Source organism: Paraburkholderia sp. BL25I1N1 (genome assembly GCF_003002025.1).
Classification (GTDB): Bacteria; Pseudomonadota; Gammaproteobacteria; order Burkholderiales; family Burkholderiaceae; genus Paraburkholderia.
In genome coordinates, this window is the sequence record NZ_PVZB01000004.1 from 196,459 (window position 1) to 214,869 (window position 18,411).

General features: G+C 65.2%; 16 protein-coding genes. 11 read left to right on the forward strand and 5 right to left on the reverse strand.

All coding sequences use genetic code 11. The features are described 5' to 3' along the window. The first annotated feature begins 104 nt into the window (after positions 1-104). From iscA to iscX, 5 genes are all read left to right on the forward strand, one after another. Complete coding sequence (iscA, locus tag B0G73_RS07640) at positions 105-428, forward strand: iron-sulfur cluster assembly protein IscA (protein ID WP_035546490.1); 324 nt, start codon at positions 105-107, stop codon at positions 426-428. A gap of 168 nt (positions 429-596) precedes the next feature. Next, the gene (hscB, locus tag B0G73_RS07645) at positions 597-1,124 is read left to right on the forward strand and encodes a Fe-S protein assembly co-chaperone HscB (protein WP_106279441.1); all 528 of its coding nucleotides are present in this window, start codon (positions 597-599) and stop codon (positions 1,122-1,124) included. 103 nt (positions 1,125-1,227) lie between these two features. Next, complete coding sequence (hscA, locus tag B0G73_RS07650; protein WP_106279443.1) at positions 1,228-3,099, forward strand: Fe-S protein assembly chaperone HscA; 1,872 nt, start codon at positions 1,228-1,230, stop codon at positions 3,097-3,099. A gap of 151 nt (positions 3,100-3,250) precedes the next feature. After that, positions 3,251-3,592 (forward strand): ISC system 2Fe-2S type ferredoxin, encoded by a 342-nt coding sequence (fdx, locus tag B0G73_RS07655; protein WP_106279445.1) that lies wholly within the window; start codon positions 3,251-3,253, stop codon positions 3,590-3,592. A gap of 15 nt (positions 3,593-3,607) precedes the next feature. Beyond that, the gene (iscX, locus tag B0G73_RS07660; protein WP_007181290.1) at positions 3,608-3,805 is read left to right on the forward strand and encodes a Fe-S cluster assembly protein IscX; all 198 of its coding nucleotides are present in this window, start codon (positions 3,608-3,610) and stop codon (positions 3,803-3,805) included. A 125-nt stretch (positions 3,806-3,930) separates the two neighbouring features. On the opposite strand, the gene B0G73_RS07665 is transcribed toward iscX, so the two are convergent. The 5 genes from B0G73_RS07665 to B0G73_RS07685 form a co-directional block, all read right to left on the reverse strand. Beyond that, complete coding sequence (locus B0G73_RS07665; protein WP_106279447.1) at positions 3,931-4,671, reverse strand: glycine zipper 2TM domain-containing protein; 741 nt, start codon at positions 4,669-4,671, stop codon at positions 3,931-3,933. Between the two features lie 311 nt (positions 4,672-4,982). After that, complete coding sequence (gene lysS, locus B0G73_RS07670; protein WP_106279778.1) at positions 4,983-6,524, reverse strand: lysine--tRNA ligase; 1,542 nt, start codon at positions 6,522-6,524, stop codon at positions 4,983-4,985. 159 nt (positions 6,525-6,683) lie between these two features. Continuing rightward, positions 6,684-7,788, reverse strand: a protein-coding gene (gene prfB, locus B0G73_RS07675; RefSeq protein WP_106279449.1) for a peptide chain release factor 2 whose coding sequence is annotated in 2 segments (ribosomal slippage) — positions 6,684-7,706 and positions 7,708-7,788 — 1,104 coding nt in all. Because the reading frame shifts where the segments join, the coding sequence is not laid out codon by codon here. A gap of 260 nt (positions 7,789-8,048) precedes the next feature. After that, a complete protein-coding gene (gene recJ, locus B0G73_RS07680) occupies positions 8,049-9,755 on the reverse strand; it encodes a single-stranded-DNA-specific exonuclease RecJ (RefSeq protein ID WP_106279450.1) in 1,707 nt (568 codons plus the stop codon). A gap of 64 nt (positions 9,756-9,819) precedes the next feature. After that, positions 9,820-10,938, reverse strand: coding sequence for a regulator (locus B0G73_RS07685; protein WP_106279452.1), 1,119 nt, complete (start codon positions 10,936-10,938; stop codon positions 9,820-9,822). Between the two features lie 150 nt (positions 10,939-11,088). Between B0G73_RS07685 and B0G73_RS07690 the strand changes: the two genes are divergently transcribed. From B0G73_RS07690 to B0G73_RS07715, 6 genes are all read left to right on the forward strand, one after another. Beyond that, the gene (locus B0G73_RS07690; RefSeq protein ID WP_106279454.1) at positions 11,089-11,334 is read left to right on the forward strand and encodes a hypothetical protein; all 246 of its coding nucleotides are present in this window, start codon (positions 11,089-11,091) and stop codon (positions 11,332-11,334) included. A 374-nt stretch (positions 11,335-11,708) separates the two neighbouring features. After that, the gene (locus B0G73_RS07695) at positions 11,709-12,962 is read left to right on the forward strand and encodes a lipoprotein-releasing ABC transporter permease subunit (protein ID WP_106279456.1); all 1,254 of its coding nucleotides are present in this window, start codon (positions 11,709-11,711) and stop codon (positions 12,960-12,962) included. Next, positions 12,955-13,698, forward strand: coding sequence for a lipoprotein-releasing ABC transporter ATP-binding protein LolD (lolD, locus tag B0G73_RS07700; protein WP_106279458.1), 744 nt, complete (start codon positions 12,955-12,957; stop codon positions 13,696-13,698). Before B0G73_RS07695 ends, lolD begins: the two co-directional genes overlap by 8 nt. Before the next feature lie 47 nt (positions 13,699-13,745). Next, positions 13,746-14,534, forward strand: coding sequence for a TatD family hydrolase (locus B0G73_RS07705; RefSeq protein ID WP_106279459.1), 789 nt, complete (start codon positions 13,746-13,748; stop codon positions 14,532-14,534). A 111-nt stretch (positions 14,535-14,645) separates the two neighbouring features. Further along, a complete protein-coding gene (locus B0G73_RS07710; RefSeq protein ID WP_106279461.1) occupies positions 14,646-17,258 on the forward strand; it encodes a DNA internalization-related competence protein ComEC/Rec2 in 2,613 nt (870 codons plus the stop codon). 117 nt (positions 17,259-17,375) lie between these two features. Then, on the forward strand, positions 17,376-18,179 hold the full coding sequence (locus tag B0G73_RS07715; RefSeq protein WP_106279463.1) for an alpha/beta fold hydrolase: 804 nt from the start codon (positions 17,376-17,378) through the stop codon (positions 18,177-18,179). The last annotated feature ends 232 nt before the right edge of the window (positions 18,180-18,411 follow it).

Here is an 18,411-nt window from a genome sequence, read left to right on the forward strand (position 1 = left end):
ATTAACGCCGGCCGTCCGGCACGAACGATATTTGACGCAGGCAGGGTAGCAGCGCGTGAGCAGGTAGAGGTATGACCCGCACGCATTGCGCAATGAGAAACGCTATGGCAATTACGTTGACCGAAAAGGCAGCACAGCACGTCCAGAAGTATCTGATCCGGCGCGGTAAGGGCGTCGGCTTGCGCGTCGGCGTGCGTACAACAGGTTGCTCCGGCTTGGCTTACAAGCTCGAGTACGTGGATGAACTCGCGCCCGAAGACGAAGTGTTCGATTGCAACGGCGTGAAGATCATTGTCGACCCGAAGAGCCTCGCTTATATCGACGGCACCGAACTCGACTTCGCACGTGAAGGGTTGAACGAAGGCTTCAAGTTCAACAACCCGAACGTGAAGGACGAATGCGGTTGCGGCGAATCGTTCCGCGTGTAAATCGGGACATTCCGCGTGCAGCGGATCAAAGGCGGCGCGTGCCGCCTTTTTAATTTGATCCGCGAATTCGCCTGTGCCGGTGCTGCATGTACCGCCGCCAATTCGTCGCAAGACCGCGCTTTTAGACTGCACTCCGGTGCGCTTTCCTGAACGGACTTCTTTTATCCGATGGCCTCGCTGAACGACAGCCACTTCGACCTGTTCGATCTGCCCGCGCAATTCGCGCTCGACGCATCCGCGCTCGATCACGCCTACCGCACGGTCCAGGCGCAAGTGCATCCGGACCGCTTCGCAGCGGCCGGCGACGCGCAGAAGCGCATTGCGATGCAATGGGCGACGCGGACCAACGAGGCGTATCAGACGCTGCGCGATCCGCTGAAGCGCGCCACGTATCTGTTGCATCTGCGCGGCATCGACGTGGGCGCGGAGAATAATACGGCGATGGAGCCGGCGTTCCTCACGCAGCAGATGGAATGGCGCGAAGGCATCGAAGACGCGGCCGCGGCAAAGAACGTCGACGCGCTCGACGCCTTGCTCACCGAACTGCGCGACGAAGAACGCATGCGTTTCGACAAGCTCGGCGCGTTGCTCGATAGCGGCGCGAATCAGGCGGCCGGCGAGGCAGTGCGGCAGTTGATGTTCATCGAGCGGGTGGCGTCGGAAATCGGCACGCAGATCGAGCGGCTCGAGAACTAGCGGGCGCGCCACGAATGCGGCGATGCCCGCCAGAAGAGCCGTAGCATTTCATCCAGCAACGCGAAAATTCAGGACGGGGCCGAGCGGCCCCGAGAAGATCCAGATGGCCCTACTGCAAATCTCCGAACCCGGCATGGCGCCGGCGCCCCACCAGCGGCGTCTGGCGGTCGGTATCGATCTCGGCACCACCAATTCTCTCGTCGCCGCCGTGCGCAGCGGCGTGCCCGACGTGCTGCCCGACGCCGACGGCCATGCGCTGCTGCCGTCGGTGGTGCGTTACCTCGAAAAAGGCGGCCGACGTATCGGCCGCACGGCCAAGGCTGAGGCGGCGAGCGATCCGCGCAACACGATCGTCTCGGTCAAGCGCTTCATGGGGCGCGGCAAGGCGGAAGTGGAGGGCGCCGAAAACGCGCCGTACGATTTCATCGACGCGCCCGGCATGGTGCAGATTCGCACCGTCGACGGCGTGAAGAGCCCGGTCGAAGTGTCGGCCGAAATCCTGGCGACGCTGCGCCAGCGCGCCGAAGACACGCTCGGCGACGAACTGGTCGGCGCGGTGATCACGGTGCCGGCTTACTTCGACGAAGCCCAGCGTCAGGCGACCAAAGACGCGGCGCGTCTGGCCGGCCTGAACGTGCTGCGTCTCCTGAACGAACCGACCGCGGCCGCGATTGCCTACGGCCTCGACAACGGTTCCGAGGGTCTGTACGCCGTGTACGACCTCGGCGGCGGCACCTTCGATCTGTCGATTCTCAAGCTCACCAAGGGCGTATTCGAAGTACTCGCGGCCGGCGGCGATTCCGCGCTTGGCGGCGACGATTTCGATCACGCGCTGTATCGCCATGTGCTGGAGCAAGCGGGTATCGCGCCGCAAACGCTCGCACCGGAAGATGTACGCCTGCTGTTGGACAGCGTCCGCGAGGCCAAGGAGGCCTTGTCCGACGCGCCGAGTGCGAAGCTGCAGACCACGCTTTCGAACGGCGCTCAGCTCGATCTGACGATCGACGAAGCCACTTTCGAAGCCATCACACAGGCGCTAGTGCAGCGCACGCTCGGCCCGACGAAAAAGGCGCTGCGCGACGCCAAGGTCACGACGAAGGAAATAAAGGGCGTGGTGCTGGTCGGCGGCGCGACGCGCATGCCCGTGATTCGCCGCGCGGTCGAGGCGTTTTTCGGCCAGCCGCCGCTGATCAATCTCGACCCCGATCAGGTGGTCGCGCTGGGCGCCGCGATCCAGGCCGATCTGCTCGCGGGCAACCGCGGTGCGGACGGCGACGAGTGGCTGCTGCTCGACGTGATTCCGCTCTCGCTCGGCGTCGAAACGATGGGCGGCTTGACCGAAAAGATCATCCCGCGCAATTCGACGATTCCGGTCGCGCGAGCGCAGGATTTCACGACCTTCAAGGACGGCCAGACGGCCATGGCGATCCACGTCGTGCAAGGCGAGCGCGAGCTCGTCAGCGACTGCCGCTCGCTTGCGCGCTTCGAGCTGCGCGGCATTCCGCCGATGGCCGCCGGCGCGGCACGCATTCGCGTGACCTATCAGGTGGACGCGGACGGCCTGCTGTCCGTGTTCGCGCGCGAACAGGGCTCGGGCGTGGAAGCGTCGGTAGTGGTCAAGCCGTCCTACGGTCTCGCCGATGACGACATCGCCCGCATGCTCGAAGACAGTTTCGCGACCGCTGAAGTCGACATGCGCGCGCGTGCACTGCGCGAAGCGCAGGTCGAAGCGCGCCGTCTCCTGGAAGCCACCGACGCCGCCCTGGCCGCCGACGCCGAACTGCTCGACGACAGCGAACGCGCCGAACTCGACAAGCTCCGCGATGCATTGCGCAACGTCGCGCAAAGCGACGACGTCGACACGATCGAAGCCGCCACCAAAACGCTAGCCGAAGGCACCGACGAATTCGCCGCCCGCCGGATGAACAAAGGCATTCGCCGCGCGCTCGCCGGCCGCAAGCTCGACGAGATCTGAGCCTGCGCTAGCGGCAGGCGGCCTTGACTTGCAAGAGGCCGCCGCAAAAAACCGAATCGCGCCGCGTGGACTTAAAAAGTCCGCGCGGCGCCAGTAAAATGGTACGGAGCCTGTTTGCGGCCGCCGTGCCGCAGACCCAAACGGAAAATGTATGCCTCAAATCGTTGTGCTGCCTCACGTCGAACTGTGCCCGGAAGGCGCGGTGATCGATGCCGTGCCCGGCAAGAGCATCTGCGACAACCTGCTCGAACACGGCATTGAAATCGAGCACGCGTGCGAGAAGTCGTGCGCCTGCACGACCTGTCACGTGATCGTGCGTGAGGGTTTCGCCGCCTTGACGCCGTCGGAGGAAGACGAGGACGATCTGTTGGACAAGGCGTGGGGGCTCGAACCGGCCTCGCGCCTGTCGTGCCAGGCCTTGGTGCCGGCTGAGCAGGATCTGGTTGTCGAAATCCCTCGCTACTCGATCAATCACGCGAAGGAAAATCACTAACAGGAGGATGCAGCCATGAAGTGGACCGATACGCAAGACATCGCGATGGCCCTGACTGACAAGCACCAGGACATCGATCCGCAACAGGTGCGCTTCACCGACTTGCACCGTTGGGTCACCGAGCTGGAAGGATTCGACGACGATCCTAACCGGTCGAACGAAAAGATCCTCGAGGCGATTCAGGCTGCATGGATTGAAGACGCCGATTACTGAGCGTCACTGAATTTTGCGGCACCGGTCAGCCATCTGGTCGCGCTTCCCGGTTGCGGCAAAAGAAAAAGGCGATTCCATTTGGAATCGCCTTTTTTGCGTCTGGCGGAAAGTCTACCTGCGTGCGGTCAGCTCGCCACGAGCGTTCCGTTCTGAACCCTGACGCGCTGACCTTGCTGGAACGGCGGCGCTTCATGGTAGGTGAAGTAACGCGTCTTGCCGTTTTCCATGCGCACCCGCACCGAATACGACGTGGTGCTGCGGATATGTTTTTCGACCGAGTTCCCGGCAAGGCCGCCGCCCAGCGCACCGAGAACCGTCATCGCGGTGCGGCCGTTGCCGCTGCCGAACTGATTGCCGACCACGCCGCCAGCCACTGCGCCGCCGACCGCGCCGATGCCGGTGCCGTGACCTTCCTGACGTACCGCCGAGATGGCCTCGACCGTGCCGCAAGTCGAGCAGTATGCGGGTTGCGGCGGCGGTTGCTGTGCATAGTTAGGTGCCGCCTGCGCCTGTTGCTGCTGCGCGTATTGCGGTTGCTGTGCGGGGACCTGCGTCCTGGCGGGCGCGGGTTGCGGCTGTTGCGCCGCCTGCTGCTGGGCAGCTTGTTGCTGCGCCGCCGGATTCGCGGGCGCCGCCGAATCGACTACGCCCGGTGGCGTGGTCTGGGTGGCGACCTGCGCCGTTTGCGTCTGATCGTTTTGCGCGCCGGTGCCGGACGCCTTCGAAAACAACCCAGTGACAGCCGCCGTGGCGGCGAGGCTGGCGATGATCACCGCGCCGGCAGCGGTCGCGACGAGCGGGTGAATCCGGCGTTGCGGCGCGGGTTGCGCGGATTGAGTGGTGGGTTGCGTGTTGGGATTGTCCATTTTTGGCCTCCGTCTTCAACAGAGTCGACTTTTAGTAAGACAAAGTGTCGGATAAATCGATTCCGCGAGGGTTTCAATTTGTAACGATTTCCAGGCAATCATCGCGCCGGCGCCGCATCACAGCCGCGCGCCGCGGCGGGGCGCCGCTTCCGGCCAGCGCGAGCGCGATGAACGTCGGCAGTCGCATCATCGCACGACCGGCAGCTTTTACCGCTGGTTACAAACCGTCGGGCGGCCGCCAGACACAGCACACGCAAAAAAACGCCCGGCATGGAGCCGGGCGTTTGCACATGCCTTGAACAACGCAAGTCTCAGTCTTCGCGGCGCAGATGCGGAAACAGAATGACGTCGCGGATGCTCGGGCTGTCAGTCAGCATCATGACCAGACGGTCGATGCCGATGCCGCAACCGCCGGCCGGCGGCATGCCGTATTCCAGTGCGCGAATGTAGTCCGCGTCGTAGAACATGGCTTCTTCGTCGCCGGCCTCTTTCTGGTCGACCTGCTTCCTGAAGCGCGCGGCCTGGTCTTCCGGATCGTTCAGCTCCGAGAAGCCGTTGGCGATCTCGCGGCCCGTGATGAACAGCTCGAAACGCTCGGTGATGCCCGGCTGCGCGTCCGACGCGCGCGCGAGCGGCGACACTTCGACCGGGTAGTCGATGATGTATGTCGGCTCCCACAATTGCGACTCGGCGGTCTCCTCGAACAGCGCCAGTTGCAGCGAACCGACGCCCGCGTTCAGGAACTGCGGCTGCGACGCATCCACGCCGAACTTCTTCAACTCGGTGCGCAGGAACGCGCTGTCCGCCAGTTGCTCGTTCGTGTATTGCGGCGCGTACTTCTGGATCGCCTGCGTGATCGTGAGTCGATGGAACGGCTTGGCCAGATCGAGCTCGCGGCCCTGATACGTGATCGCGGCGGTGCCGAGCGAGTCGATGGCCGCCTGACGGATCAGCTGCTCGACGAAATCCATCAACCACTTGTAATCCGTGTACGCCGCGTAGAACTCGATCATCGTGAATTCCGGATTGTGGCGCACGGACACGCCCTCATTGCGGAAGTTACGGTTGATCTCGAACACGCGCTCGAAGCCGCCGACCACCAGACGCTTCAGATACAGCTCCGGCGCGATACGCAGGAACATCTGCATGTCGAGCGCGTTGTGGTGCGTGGTGAACGGCTTGGCCGCCGCGCCGCCCGGAATCGGGTGCAGCATCGGCGTTTCGACTTCCATGAAATCGGCCTTCGCCATGAAGTTGCGGATCGACGAAATCGCCTTGGTGCGCGCGACGAAAGTCTTGCGCGTTTCCGGCGTGACGATCAGATCGACATAACGCTGGCGATACTTCATTTCCTGGTCGGCGAGACCGTGGAACTTGTCCGGCAGCGGACGCAGCGACTTCGACAGCAGACGCAGCTCCGTGCAGCGCACCGAGAGTTCGCCCTTGTTGGTGCGGAACAGCACGCCGCGCGCCGCGACGATATCGCCCATGTCCCACTTCTTGAAGGCGTCGTACGTTTCCTGACCGACGTCGGCGGGCGTGATGAAGAACTGGATCTGACCGGAACCGTCGCGCACGGTCGCAAAGCTCGCCTTGCCCATCACGCGCTTGAGCATCATGCGGCCGGCGATCGCGACTTCGAGCGGATTCGCTTCGAGCGCTTCCTTGTCGGAGTGTTCGAACTGCGATTGCAGATCTTCGGCGTGATGCGAGGGACGGAAATCGTTCGGATAGGCGACGCCTTGCTCACGCAGTTCGCGCAGCTTTTCGCGGCGCTCGGTCATGATCTTGTTGTCGTCCACCTCGGGCACGACATTAGGCTGGGCCGCATTGGGCTGGGTCGGTTCGGTCATGGTGATCTGATATTCGGTGGCCCGCAGGGGCGTGGCGCGCATGCGGGTGGCCAGTCAGTAAAAAACCTCAGGCGGTGTAAGGAAACAGCGAGAACAGCGAAGCAGCGATGAACCAGAGGCGAAGCCGCGGCGCGGCCTTGCACGCCGCGCCGGTTGCGCTTAGACGCCCTGTTTCAGGCTGGCGCTGATGAACGGATCGAGGTCGCCGTCGAGCACGCTCTTGGTATTGCTGATTTCGACGTTGGTGCGCAGATCCTTGATACGGCTGTTGTCCAGCACGTACGAGCGGATCTGATGGCCCCAGCCCACATCGGTCTTGCCGGCTTCGAGCTTGTCCTGCTCTTCCTGACGCTTGCGGATTTCCGCTTCGTACAGGCGCGATTTCAGCATGGCCATGGCTTCGGCGCGGTTGCGGTGCTGCGAACGGTCGTTCTGGCACTGCACGACGATGCCCGACGGTATGTGCGTGATACGCACCGCGGAGTCGGTCTTGTTGATGTGCTGACCGCCCGCGCCGGACGCGCGGTACGTGTCGATACGCAGATCGGCCGGGTTGATGTCGACTTCGATCGAGTCGTCGATTTCCGGGTACACGAACACCGACGAGAACGACGTATGACGGCCGCCCGACGAGTCGAACGGCGACTTGCGCACGAGGCGGTGCACACCGGTTTCGGTGCGCAGGAAGCCGTACGCGTATTCGCCTTCGATCTTGATGGTGGCGTTCTTGATGCCCGCGACGTCGCCGTCGGTCTGTTCCAGCACTTCGGTCTTGAAGCCCTTGCGCTCGCAGTAGCGCAGATACTGGCGCAGCAGCATGGACGCCCAGTCGCACGCCTCGGTGCCGCCGGCGCCGGCCTGGATGTCCAGGAAGGCATTGTTCGGATCCGCCGGGTTCGCGAACATGCGGCGGAATTCCATGTCGGCGACACGCTGTTCGATGCCTTGCGCGTCGGCTTCGCAGGCGAGGAGGGTTTCCTCGTCGTCTTCCTCGCGGGCCATGTCGAACAGGTCCTGCGCGTCGCGCAGGTCGTTATCGAGCGACGTGAGTTTGCCGACGGTGTCGTCGAGCAGCTTCTTTTCCCGGCCGAGAGCCTGGGCGTGCTTCGAGTCGTTCCAGACGTCCGGGTCTTCGAGTTCCCGGTTGACTTCGATTAGACGCAGTGCTTTGTCGTCGTAGTCAAAGATACCCCCGTAGCGAGTCCGCGCGATTGCGCAGGTCCGCCAGTGAGGCTTCGATCGCGTTGAGACGTTCCGCTTCCATGTCGATCTTTTATAGCTTCGTAAAAAGGGGAAATTATAGCCGATCGGCACGCCGCGCCGGAGGCTGTTGAGCGATCCGGCGCGTGTTGGCGGTTGATTTTGCGGAGATTTTCGAGGTTTTCGGTGCGGCGACGCCGGCGCGGTCCGCAGGTCGCCTGACGCGCCGGCGTCGACTCATCGGCTGCATTCGTCGCGTGAAGTCTGCGCGCCAGTTCGCGATTGCAACGCGCCCGGTTCAACCGGGCTTTTCAATTGGCCACCTTAGCTCGCCGCGTGCTCGACGATCAGTTGCACGCGCGAGACGCCGTTCCACGTGTCGCTTGCGAGGCGATAGGCGACCGTGGTGCGCGCGGGCAGGGTGTCGGTGTGATTGAACCAGATCGCGTTGAAACGCTGGCGTCCGCGCACGAGTTGCAGCTTCAGGTGCTTGTCCTTCACGAGCGCCTGCGAGGCGATGTCGAATTCGCCTGAAAACACCGGTGCCGGAAAGCCCTGGCCCCACACGGCGGCGTCGAGCATTTCGACGAATTGCGGCGTGAAGTACGCGTCTTCCAGTTCGCCATCGGTTTCCACGGTGCGCGAGAGCGCGTCTTCGGAGAGCCATTCCCGGCCGACCGCTTCGAACGCCGCGGTGAAGCGCGGCACGTCGGCGGCGGCGAGCGTGAGGCCCGCAGCCATTGCGTGGCCGCCGAATTTGACGATCAGGCCCGGTTCGCGCTTCGAAATCAGGTCGAGCGCGTCGCGCAGATGGAAGCCCGAGATGGAGCGGCCCGAACCTTTGACGGTCTGGCCGCTGTCGTCGGCGAGCGCGAAGGTGAATGAGGGCCGGTGGAATTTTTCCTTCAATCGGCCGGCGACGATGCCGATCACGCCCTGATGCCAGCTCGGATTGAACAGCGTGATGGTGGTCGCGCCATCGGGATTGATCGCCGAGAGGTCTTCGAGCGCCTGCTGCTGCATGCCGGCTTCGATCTCGCGGCGTTCGCGGTTCATCGTGTCCAGTTGCTGCGCGAGATCCCATGCGCGGCCGATGTCGTCGGTAGTCAGGCATTCGATCCCGAGCGACATGTCCGACAGCCGTCCCGCCGCGTTCAGGCGCGGCCCGAGCGCGAAGCCGAGGTCGAAGCCCGATGCATTGCGGGCGTCGCGCGCGGCAGCGCGAAACAATGCCGCGATGCCCGGCTGCATCTTGCCTTTGCGGATGCGCTGCAAACCTTGCGCGACCAGCACGCGATTATTGCCGTCGAGCTTGACCACGTCCGCGACCGTGCCGAGCGCGACCAGATCGAGCAGGCCGTCGAGGCGCGGTTCGGGAAACGCGTCGTTGAAGGCGCCACGTCGGCGCAATTCCGCGCGCAATGCCAGCAGCACATAAAACATCACGCCGACGCCGGCGATGCACTTGCTAGGGAACGTACAGCCCGGCTGGTTCGGATTGACGATCGCGCGCGCGGCCGGCAGTTCGTCGCCGGGCAGATGGTGATCGGTAACCAGCACGTCGATGCCGAGCGCGTTGGCCGCCTCCACCCCATCGACGCTGGCGATGCCGTTGTCCACCGTGATCAGCAGATCCGGTTTGCCCGACGCATTGCGGGCCGCCAGCGCGACGATCTCCGGCGTCAGACCGTAGCCGTACTCGAAACGGTTCGGCACCAGATACTCGATCCGGCCGCCGAACATGCGCAGGCCGCGCACGGCGACCGCGCAGGCGGTGGCGCCGTCGCAGTCGTAGTCGGCGACCACCAGCATGCGGCGGTTCTGCTGGATCGCGTCGGCGAGCAAGGCGGCGGCGTCTTCGCAACCCTTGAGCGCGACCGGCGGCACGAGCCGCGCGAGGCCGGTTTCGATTTCGTCAGGCATGCACACGCCGCGCGATGCGTACAGGCGCGCGAGCACCGGATGCAGGCCGTGGCGCGTGAGGATTTCGGCGTCGACGGGAGAACAGGCGCGCGTAACGATTCGAGTCATTCGGAGAGGCCGCGTGTCATTTGTTGAATCATTCGTTGAATCATTCGTTGAGTCATGCAATCAGTTATTCGATGAAGAGCGAGGCGAGCACACGCCGCCGCCAGAATTTACGCAGGTCGCCGCGCGTGACCGAGAGCGTGACCGAGCCGGTGTCGCCGCACAAGGTCAGGCCGAGTTCGGCCAGATCGCCGGATTGCAGCGCGGCGAGCGCCGGTTCGAACCAGTCGATCTGCATGGCGGCGAACGCGTCGTTCCAGCGCGCCCAATCCTGCTCGATGTAGGGCGCGGAGAATGGATCGAGTTCGACCAGCGTGATGCTCGCGCCCGCGTGCGTGGCGCCGTTCGCACTGCCCGCGAGCGACGCCAGCGCGCCGAACGAGGCCGGCGGCGTGCCGGCCGCAACTCCGGCGGTCAGCGCAAGACCGCGCGTAGCGGCTGCATGGGAGAACACGCGTGCGAACGGACTGCGTACCGGCTGGACCGCGCCCTGCGCGTGAAACCAGATCGAGTTGACGGCCGGCAGGCCGCGCGCCTCGCGCGCTTCGTTGACCGGATGCTCGAACCACGCCATCTGCACTTCGTTCTGCAGCTTCATCCACGCGCGCGAACGTTCGCCGGAATGCGCCTCGTGTGGCAGCCAGATTTCGATGTTGCGCCCGCTCGCGCGCAACGGCGACGCGCCGGCGAGCGTGCCGAAGCCGTCGCCCGACAGATACCAGCGCGCGGGCCGCGGCGCTTCGATACGCACGCCGAGTTCCTCGATCAACGGCCGCGCGACGGCGAGCAGCGCGCCGGCTTCTTCGTCGGACAGGTCGAGCGAGGCCGGGTCGATCAGCACCAGATGATCGTGCGCAATGCGCACGTGTACTGGCTGCACGCAGGCCCATGTCGCGGTGCCGGGCTCGCCGCCGTCGGCGCGTAGCATGTAGGGCGCGAGCGGCGCTTCGTCGGCGGCCGCCGCGCCGCTCGGCAGCGCGCCGAACTGGCGCGCCACCCAGCGCTCGTGCGGCAGCGTGCGCTGAAAGTCTTCACCCACCACGCGCTCCACCAGCGTCGCGCGCGCGATCAGCCGGTCGAGGGCCGGACTGCGGATGTCGTGAAGGGCGGTGGAGGCGTCCGCTGCGGCGGGCAGCGCGAAGGGCAGGAGAAGATGGAGACGGTTGGCGAGCATGATGCTGCGCATTGTAGGGCAAAGAGTGCGAGTATTCCGACCATCAGCATCCGCATCCGCTCGACGAAGCTCGGCGGCAGCGGACCTCCGGGTTCGCCGCCGGCCGGCCGCCGGAACAGCAGCCGCGCGCGGCGGCACCGCGCACATGACGAGGAGACCGGCATGTCGCGTGAACTCAAAACCGAGCAGGAGTTGCTAGCACTGGTCGTCAAGGCGCTCGATGCAAACCCGGCCACGGCCGGCTGGATCCCGACCGGCTTTCACGAAACGGTGGACGACGAGACGGGCTGCAACTGGGACATCAGTCATCTGCACCGCGACCGTAAGGACGCCGACGTGCGTGACGCCGCCAACAGTGCCGCCGCGGGCATCATCAACGAGTTGCGCGGGCGTTACAACCTGCGTTAGATGCAAGCGGCGCCGCGCCTGAGGCCCGCACGGCAAAGCCGGCCCGTTTCACGACGGCAGCCGCCGGGTCTGCCTGAGCGCTCGCAGCGGCGTTTCTGTGCAGAGCCCGGTCCACACTGCCTTTGCGCGAGCGGGCCGCATTGTATGGCAAACTTCGCGCGTGATTAGTGGTGGCAGCGATGTCGGCAACGGCAGAACCATGCCTCCCAAACGCCGCGCACCGCGGTGGCGCGCGCATTGCTACGCAACGGCGCGTCGTACCGGAACCATCCGCGTCGCAACGACACCAATGATCACGACGCTCGGGCCGCACGAAGAGGCGCATCACGCCTTCGTGCGCGGCACAAAGCCGAAAAACGCAGAAAAGGATTCGCTTGAAATTTCCCTACGAATGGCAGATTGGCTGGCGCTACACCCGCGCCGGCAAACGCACGACCGGTAACGGCTTCATCTCCTTCATCGCGCTCGTGTCGATGTCGGGCATCGCGCTCGGTGTCGCGGCGCTGATCGTCGTGTTGTCCGTGATGAACGGTTTTCAGAAAGAAGTGCGCGACCGCATGCTGTCGGTGCTCGCGCACGTCGAAATCTTTTCGCCGACCGGCTCGATGCCCAACTGGGAGCTGACCGCGAAGGAAGCCCGCCAGAACAAGGAAGTGATCGGCGCGGCGCCATATGTCGAAGCGCAGGCGTTACTCACGCGCCAGGACGTGGTGAGCGGGGTGGCGCTGCGCGGCGTGGAGCCGTCGCTGGAGCCGCAGGTATCCGACATCGGTAAGGAGATGAAAGGCGGCAGTCTGAACGCGCTGGTGCCGGGAGATTTCGGCATTGTGCTGGGCGCCGACCTCGCCACCAATCTCGGTGTGACGGTCAACGACAAGATCACGCTGGTCGCGCCGGAAGGCACCATCACACCCGCCGGCATGCTGCCCCGGCTGAAACAGTTCACGGTGGTGGGCATCTTCGAGTCGGGGCACTATGAATACGACAGCACGCTCGCGCTGATCAACATCAAGGACGCGCAGGCGCTTTTCCGGCTGCCGGCGCCGACCGGCGTGCGGCTGCGCCTGACCGACATGCAGCGCGCGCCGGAAGTCGCGCATCAGCTTGCGCGCACGCTGTCCGGCGATTTATACATTCGCGACTGGACGCAGCAGAACAAGACGTGGTTCTCCGCGGTGCAGATCGAAAAACGCATGATGTTCATCATCCTCACGCTGATCATCGCGGTGGCGGCGTTCAATCTGGTGTCCTCGCTGGTAATGACCGTGACCAACAAGCAGGCCGACATCGCGATTCTGCGCACGCTCGGCGCGCAGCCCGGCTCGATCATGAAGATTTTCGTGGTGCAGGGCGTGACGATCGGCTTTATCGGCACGGCGACCGGCGTCGCGCTCGGCTGCCTGATCGCGTGGAGCATTCCGTGGCTCGTGCCCATGATCGAGCATCTGCTCGGCGTGCAGTTTCTGCCGCCGTCGGTGTATTTCATCAGCGAACTGCCGTCCGAACTGGTTCCGGCCGACGTCGCGCGAATCGGCGTGATCGCCTTCGTGATGTCCGCGCTGGCCACGTTGTACCCGAGCTGGCGTGGTGCCAAAGTCCGTCCCGCGGAGGCACTGCGCTATGAATGACCGTTCCGCTAACTTATCCATGGCTTCTTCCGACACCGTGCCGCATCCCTACGTGCTGGAAGCAACCGGCATTTCGAAGTCGTTCGTGCAGGGCGGTCTGAACGTGACGGTGCTCAACAACACCGAGCTGAGCGTGCGGCGCGGCGAGAAGCTGGCGATTGTCGGCGCCTCGGGGTCGGGCAAGAGCACGCTGCTGCACGTGCTCGGCGGCCTCGACGATCCGAGCGCCGGCCATGTGTCGGTGATGGGCAAGCCGTTCACCAAGCTCTCCGAGCGCGAACGCAATGACCTGCGCAATCGAGCGCTGGGTTTCGTGTATCAGTTCCATCATCTGCTGCCGGAATTCACCGCGCTCGATAACGTCGCGATGCCGCTGCGGATTCGCCGCATGACGACCGAAGCATCGCGCCGCGAGGCGCTCGCGGTACTGGAGCGCGTCGGCATGGGGCATCGCGCGAAGCATCGGCCGGGCGAGTTGTCGGGCGGCGAGCGTCAGCGCGTTGCGATTGCGCGCGCTCTGGTGACTAAACCCGCCTGCGTGCTGGCCGATGAACCGACTGGCAATCTCGACGGCGGCACCGCCGACACCGTCTTCAACCTGATGCTCGAACTGTCGCAAACGCTCGACACGAGCTTCGTGATCGTCACGCATGATCCCGAACTCGCGGGACGTTGCGACCGCATCATGCGGCTGCGCGACGGCGTGCTGCACGAAGAGCCGCCGGTGCCGGTTTAAATGGCCCGCCTTCGTTTGCCGATGTTGCGCCGTTAGCGAGGCATGTCATGTGGATCGATACGCACTGTCATCTCGACGCATCGGAATTCGACGCCGACCGCGCGGAAGTCGCGGCGGCGGCGCACCGCGCGGGCGTGGGGCGAATCGTGATTCCGGCGATCGGGCGGCAGAATTTCGCGGCGGTGCGTGAACTGGCACGCCAGGTTGAGGGCGGTGCGTACGCGCTTGGCATTCATCCATTGTTCACGCCTCGCGCGCAGGAAAGCGATCTCGATCTGCTGCGCATGGAAATCGAGGCGAGTCTCGATGATCCGCTGTTTGTCGGCATCGGCGAGATCGGACTCGATTATTTCGTCGACGGTCTCGACGACGCGCGCCAGCAATTCTTCTACAACGGCCAGTTGCAGATCGCCCGTGAGTTCGATCTGCCGGTGATTTGCCATGTGCGCAAATCGCAGGATCAGGTGATCAAGGGACTGCGGCGGCATCAGATTCATCGCGGCATCGCGCATGCGTTCAACGGCAGTTTTCAGCAGGCTCAGGCGTATATCGATCAGGGCATGCATCTCGGCTTCGGCGGCAACCTGACTTTCGAGCGCGCACGGCAGATTCGCCGTCTTGCCGAGCAGTTGCCGTTCGACGCGCTGGTCGTCGAAACCGATGCGCCGGACATCGCGCCGTCGTGGATCTACAAGCAGCGCAACACGCCGGAGCAGATTCCCGCAATCGGCGCGGGCCTCGCGCAGCTACGCGGCATGGCCGCCGACGAAGCCGCCCTAGGCACAACGGCTAACGCGCTCGCCGCGCTGCCTCGGCTGGCACTTTCCTCTGCATAATTAAGCCCGATGGTCTGAGTGGTTCGCGCCGGGCGATACCCACGCCTGGCGGGCTCGCTCACGCCTGCGCGCCGGGTGGTCCATCGTCCGGCGATTGCTGGCGGAGGGCGGATGCGGGCATGGTGGTGTGGATTTGCGTTGGGCGTGATCGCGCTGCAACGGCAGGCGGCGTTACCGGATTGGACGGTGTTGTGCGGGTTGGTGTTGCTGGCTTGCGCAGCGGTCGTGGTGGCGGTGTGGGATTTGGGCGAGGATAGCCGGCGCCCGTGTGCGGCGACCCTCGCTTCGCTTTTACACCGCATCCGCTTCGGCCGGCGTGTGCGTTTCTTCGCAGGCTGGGGCGCCGTGTGGTGCGCGGCAATGTGCGTGGGCTTCGGCTACGCAGCCATACGCGCGGACCTGCGCCTCGCGGTGAGCTTGCCGAACGAATGGGAAGGGCGTGATATCGAGGTCGTCGGCAGTATCAAGGGCTTGCCGTCACGCGATGAAAACGGCGCGCGTTTTCTATTCGACGTCGAGTCGGCTGAAGCGCCAATCGACGCTTTTCCGCGCGTGATCCAGCTCTCGTGGATCGCCGAAGATGCGCCGCCGCCTTTGCTCGAACCCGGTTCGCGCTGGCGGCTGACCGTGCGGCTCAAGCGCCCGCACGGCAATGCCAATTTCGGCGTGCGCGATGCTGAGGCGACTCTGCTTGCGCGCAACGTTCGCGCCACCGGTTATGTGAGCGCCCCGGCTCATGCCGTGCGATTGCCAGGCAGAGCGCGCGGCGTCGGCGTCACGGTGGACGGCTGGCGCGCCGCGTTACGCGAGCGGATCGACACGGTGCTGACCGACGCGCCGCATCGGGGGATCGTCGTGGCGCTCGCCATCGGCGCGCAGGACGAAGTCAGCGCCGCGGACTGGCTGCTGATGCGCGGCACGGGCACGAGTCATCTGGTGGCGATTTCGGGGCTGCATATCGGCTTCGTCGCGGGCCTCGCGGGCTGGCTGGCGGGCGCGTTGTGGCGACGCTCCGGATGGATCGGCCGCAACTGGCCGTTGCGGCTGCCGGCACAAGTCGTCGCGGTGACGGGCGGCGCGCTGTTCGCCGCGCTGCATGCCGCGTTGGCCGGCTTTAATGTGCCGGCGCAGCGCGCGCTGTGGATGGTGGGGGTCGTCGCGCTCGCTTTTATCAGCGGGCGCAATGTAGCGCGCTCGGCGGTGCTCGCGTGGGCCTTGGGGCTCGTGCTGATAATCGATCCGTGGGCGGTCGTGTCGGCGGGATTCTGGTTGTCGTTCTGCGCGGTGGCGGCGATTCTGTACGCCATGTCCGGGCGGCCGCATGTGCAGGATCACGAACAGCGCCGCGACGAAACAGCCGAGGATGGCGCGGCGGCGGGCCGCTTGTCGAGACTGGGTTCTGTCTTGCGCCGCCGTTTGCGCGATGCAGGCGCGCGGCTGCGCGGTGCCGCGCAGGTGCAGTTCGCCGTGACGGTCGCGCTCGCGCCGTTGACCGTCTACTGGTTCGCGCAGATTCCGTTGATCGGGCCGCTCGCGAATGCCTTTGCGATTCCGTGGGTGAGCCTGCTGGTCACGCCCGCGGTGCTGGCGGGCGTCGCGTTGCCGGCGCCGCTCGACGCGTACGCCTGGCACGCCGCACACGCTTTGCTGGCGCTGCTGACCGTGGGCTTGCAAGCGCTTTCCGGCCCCGCCTGGACGCTCTGGCGTCTGCCGCAACCGGATCCGTGGACGCTGGCCGCGGCGGCAGTGGGCGTGCTCTGGTGTCTGGCGCCACACGGCTGGCCGCTGCGCTGGGCCGCGCCGCTGACGTGGCTGCCGCTGCTGATACCCGCACCGTCCGGACCGCCGCACGGCAGTTTCCGTTTGACCGCGCTGGACGTCGGCCAGGGCACCTCGGTGCTGGTCGAAACGGCGCATCACACTTTGCTGTTCGATACCGGACCGGGTCCGGAATCGACTCACGCGGGCGAGCGGGTGGTCGTGCCGTTTTTACAGGCGCATGGCGTGACGGCGCTCGACACGTTGATAGTGAGCCACGCCGACTCCGACCATTCGGGCGGCGCCCCCGCCGTGCTGGAGGCGATCGCGGTGCATCAAATGGTGGCGGCATTGGCGCCGTCGAATGCGCTGTGGTCGAACGCGAAGCAACGCGGCGCCCAGACACTGCCTTGCGCGGCTGGCCAGCGCTGGCAATGGGACGGCGTGGAGTTCGCGATGCTCTGGCCGGACGCCGGTCCGCTGCAAGGCAAGCCGAATGCGCATTGCTGCGTGCTGCGGGTCAGCACGTTGCCGGTTGCGGCGAGCCCGCCGCCCGGACGTATCCACACAGTGCCACCGCGCATGACGGCCTTGTTGACGGCGGACATCGAGGCGCCCGTCGAACGCGTTCTGCTCGCGCGCGATCGCAAGGCGCTGCGCGCGCAGGTGCTGGTCGTGCCGCATCACGGCAGCAAGACTTCGTCGACCGAGCCGTTCCTCGACTCTATCGACCCGCTCATCGCGCTATTTCAGGTAGGCTATCGCAACCGTTTTCATCATCCGAATGCGGGTGTGTTCGAGCGCTACAAGGCGCGGCGGATCGAACTCGGGCGCAGCGATACGGACGGTGCGGTGCGGATCGAGGTGAGGCCGGCCGGCGAGACGAATCGGGCCGCCGGCAGCAGCGCCACTGTCACGCTCGAGCGCTATCGGGACACGCAGCGCCGCTACTGGATGGATCGCTGACCGGTTATTGGGTGAGGCGCCGGCCGCACAGGTAGAAGAAACACGCGCCGGGCGTGTTGATTGCACGCAGGTGCGTGCCATGCCCCGCACGCAAGAACAGAACGGAGACAGCCGCAGTTGAAAAACATCATCCACTTCTCGCACGCGAACGGCTTTCCGGCATCGACCTACCGCACGATCTTCGCCGAGCTTGCCGACGACTACGAACTGCGCTTCATCGAACGGATCGGCCACGACGCGCGCTTTCCGGTGACGCAGGACTGGCCGCATCTGGTCGAACAGTTGCTCGACGACATCCGCAGGACGTATGAGCAGCCGGTGTGGCTGGTGGGGCATTCGCTCGGCGGCTATCTTTCGTTGATGGCCGCGCTCAAGAAGCCGCAATGGGTGCGAGGCGTGGTGATGCTCGATTCGCCGGTGATCGCCGGCTGGCGCAGCAGCATGCTGCGCGTGTCGCAATGGACTGGCCTCGACGAGCGGCTCTCGCCCGCGGCCGCGACCCGTACGCGACGCACCCAGTGGGCGAGCCGCGACGAAGCGTGGCGTCATTTCCATTCGAAGCCCGCGTTCGCGCGCTGGGACGAGCGCATGCTGTCCGACTACATCGACTTCGGCATTCCGCAGACTTCGCCCGACGGCTCGCGCTCGCTGGCCTTCGACCGTCGTACCGAATATCAGATCTACAAGACCTTGCCGCACACGCTCGGCTCGCGGCTCGCCCGGGGCGCGCCGGTGCCGGTGGGCTTCATCGCCGGCACGCGGTCGAAGGAAATCCGCCAGGCCGGTCTCGACGCCACCCGCCGCGCGACCGGCGGCCATGTGGAATGGATCGAGGGCAGTCATCTTTACCCGATGGAAAAACCCGTCGAAACCGCGCGCGCGGTGCAAAGCATGTTGCATGAACTGGAGCAGCGCGGCTGACGCGAACGCACGCGCCGACGTTGGTGGGGCCGTGGGCGCCGACGGCGACGGCGGGCAGCCTCAGCCATGCATCGCGACGCCGGCCATGGCGCGCCGCGCCGGTACGCGCCGCAGGAAACGGTGCATGATCCCATCGCGGCAACGGCCGCCGCCGCGGCGCGCGCACGTGTGGATGCCGCCAGGATTTTGCTGGGGTTGGGGCCCTGCTTTACGGTATAATCCGTTTTTCCCG

What these genes read in the sequence shown, in the direction of transcription:
- iscA (WP_035546490.1), top strand. Translation starts at nt 105, where the DNA reads ATGGCAATTACGTTGACCGAAAAGGCAGCACAGCACGTCCAGAAGTAT.
- hscB (WP_106279441.1), top strand. Translation starts at nt 597, where the DNA reads ATGGCCTCGCTGAACGACAGCCACTTCGACCTGTTCGATCTGCCCGCG.
- hscA (WP_106279443.1), top strand. Translation starts at nt 1,228, where the DNA reads ATGGCCCTACTGCAAATCTCCGAACCCGGCATGGCGCCGGCGCCCCAC.
- fdx (WP_106279445.1), top strand. Translation starts at nt 3,251, where the DNA reads ATGCCTCAAATCGTTGTGCTGCCTCACGTCGAACTGTGCCCGGAAGGC.
- iscX (WP_007181290.1), top strand. Translation starts at nt 3,608, where the DNA reads ATGAAGTGGACCGATACGCAAGACATCGCGATGGCCCTGACTGACAAG.
- B0G73_RS07665 (WP_106279447.1), bottom strand. Translation starts at nt 4,671, where the DNA reads ATGGACAATCCCAACACGCAACCCACCACTCAATCCGCGCAACCCGCG.
- lysS (WP_106279778.1), bottom strand. Translation starts at nt 6,524, where the DNA reads ATGACCGAACCGACCCAGCCCAATGCGGCCCAGCCTAATGTCGTGCCC.
- recJ (WP_106279450.1), bottom strand. Translation starts at nt 9,755, where the DNA reads ATGACTCGAATCGTTACGCGCGCCTGTTCTCCCGTCGACGCCGAAATC.
- B0G73_RS07685 (WP_106279452.1), bottom strand. Translation starts at nt 10,938, where the DNA reads ATGCGCAGCATCATGCTCGCCAACCGTCTCCATCTTCTCCTGCCCTTC.
- B0G73_RS07690 (WP_106279454.1), top strand. Translation starts at nt 11,089, where the DNA reads ATGTCGCGTGAACTCAAAACCGAGCAGGAGTTGCTAGCACTGGTCGTC.
- lolD (WP_106279458.1), top strand. Translation starts at nt 12,955, where the DNA reads ATGAATGACCGTTCCGCTAACTTATCCATGGCTTCTTCCGACACCGTG.
- B0G73_RS07705 (WP_106279459.1), top strand. Translation starts at nt 13,746, where the DNA reads ATGTGGATCGATACGCACTGTCATCTCGACGCATCGGAATTCGACGCC.
- B0G73_RS07710 (WP_106279461.1), top strand. Translation starts at nt 14,646, where the DNA reads ATGCGGGCATGGTGGTGTGGATTTGCGTTGGGCGTGATCGCGCTGCAA.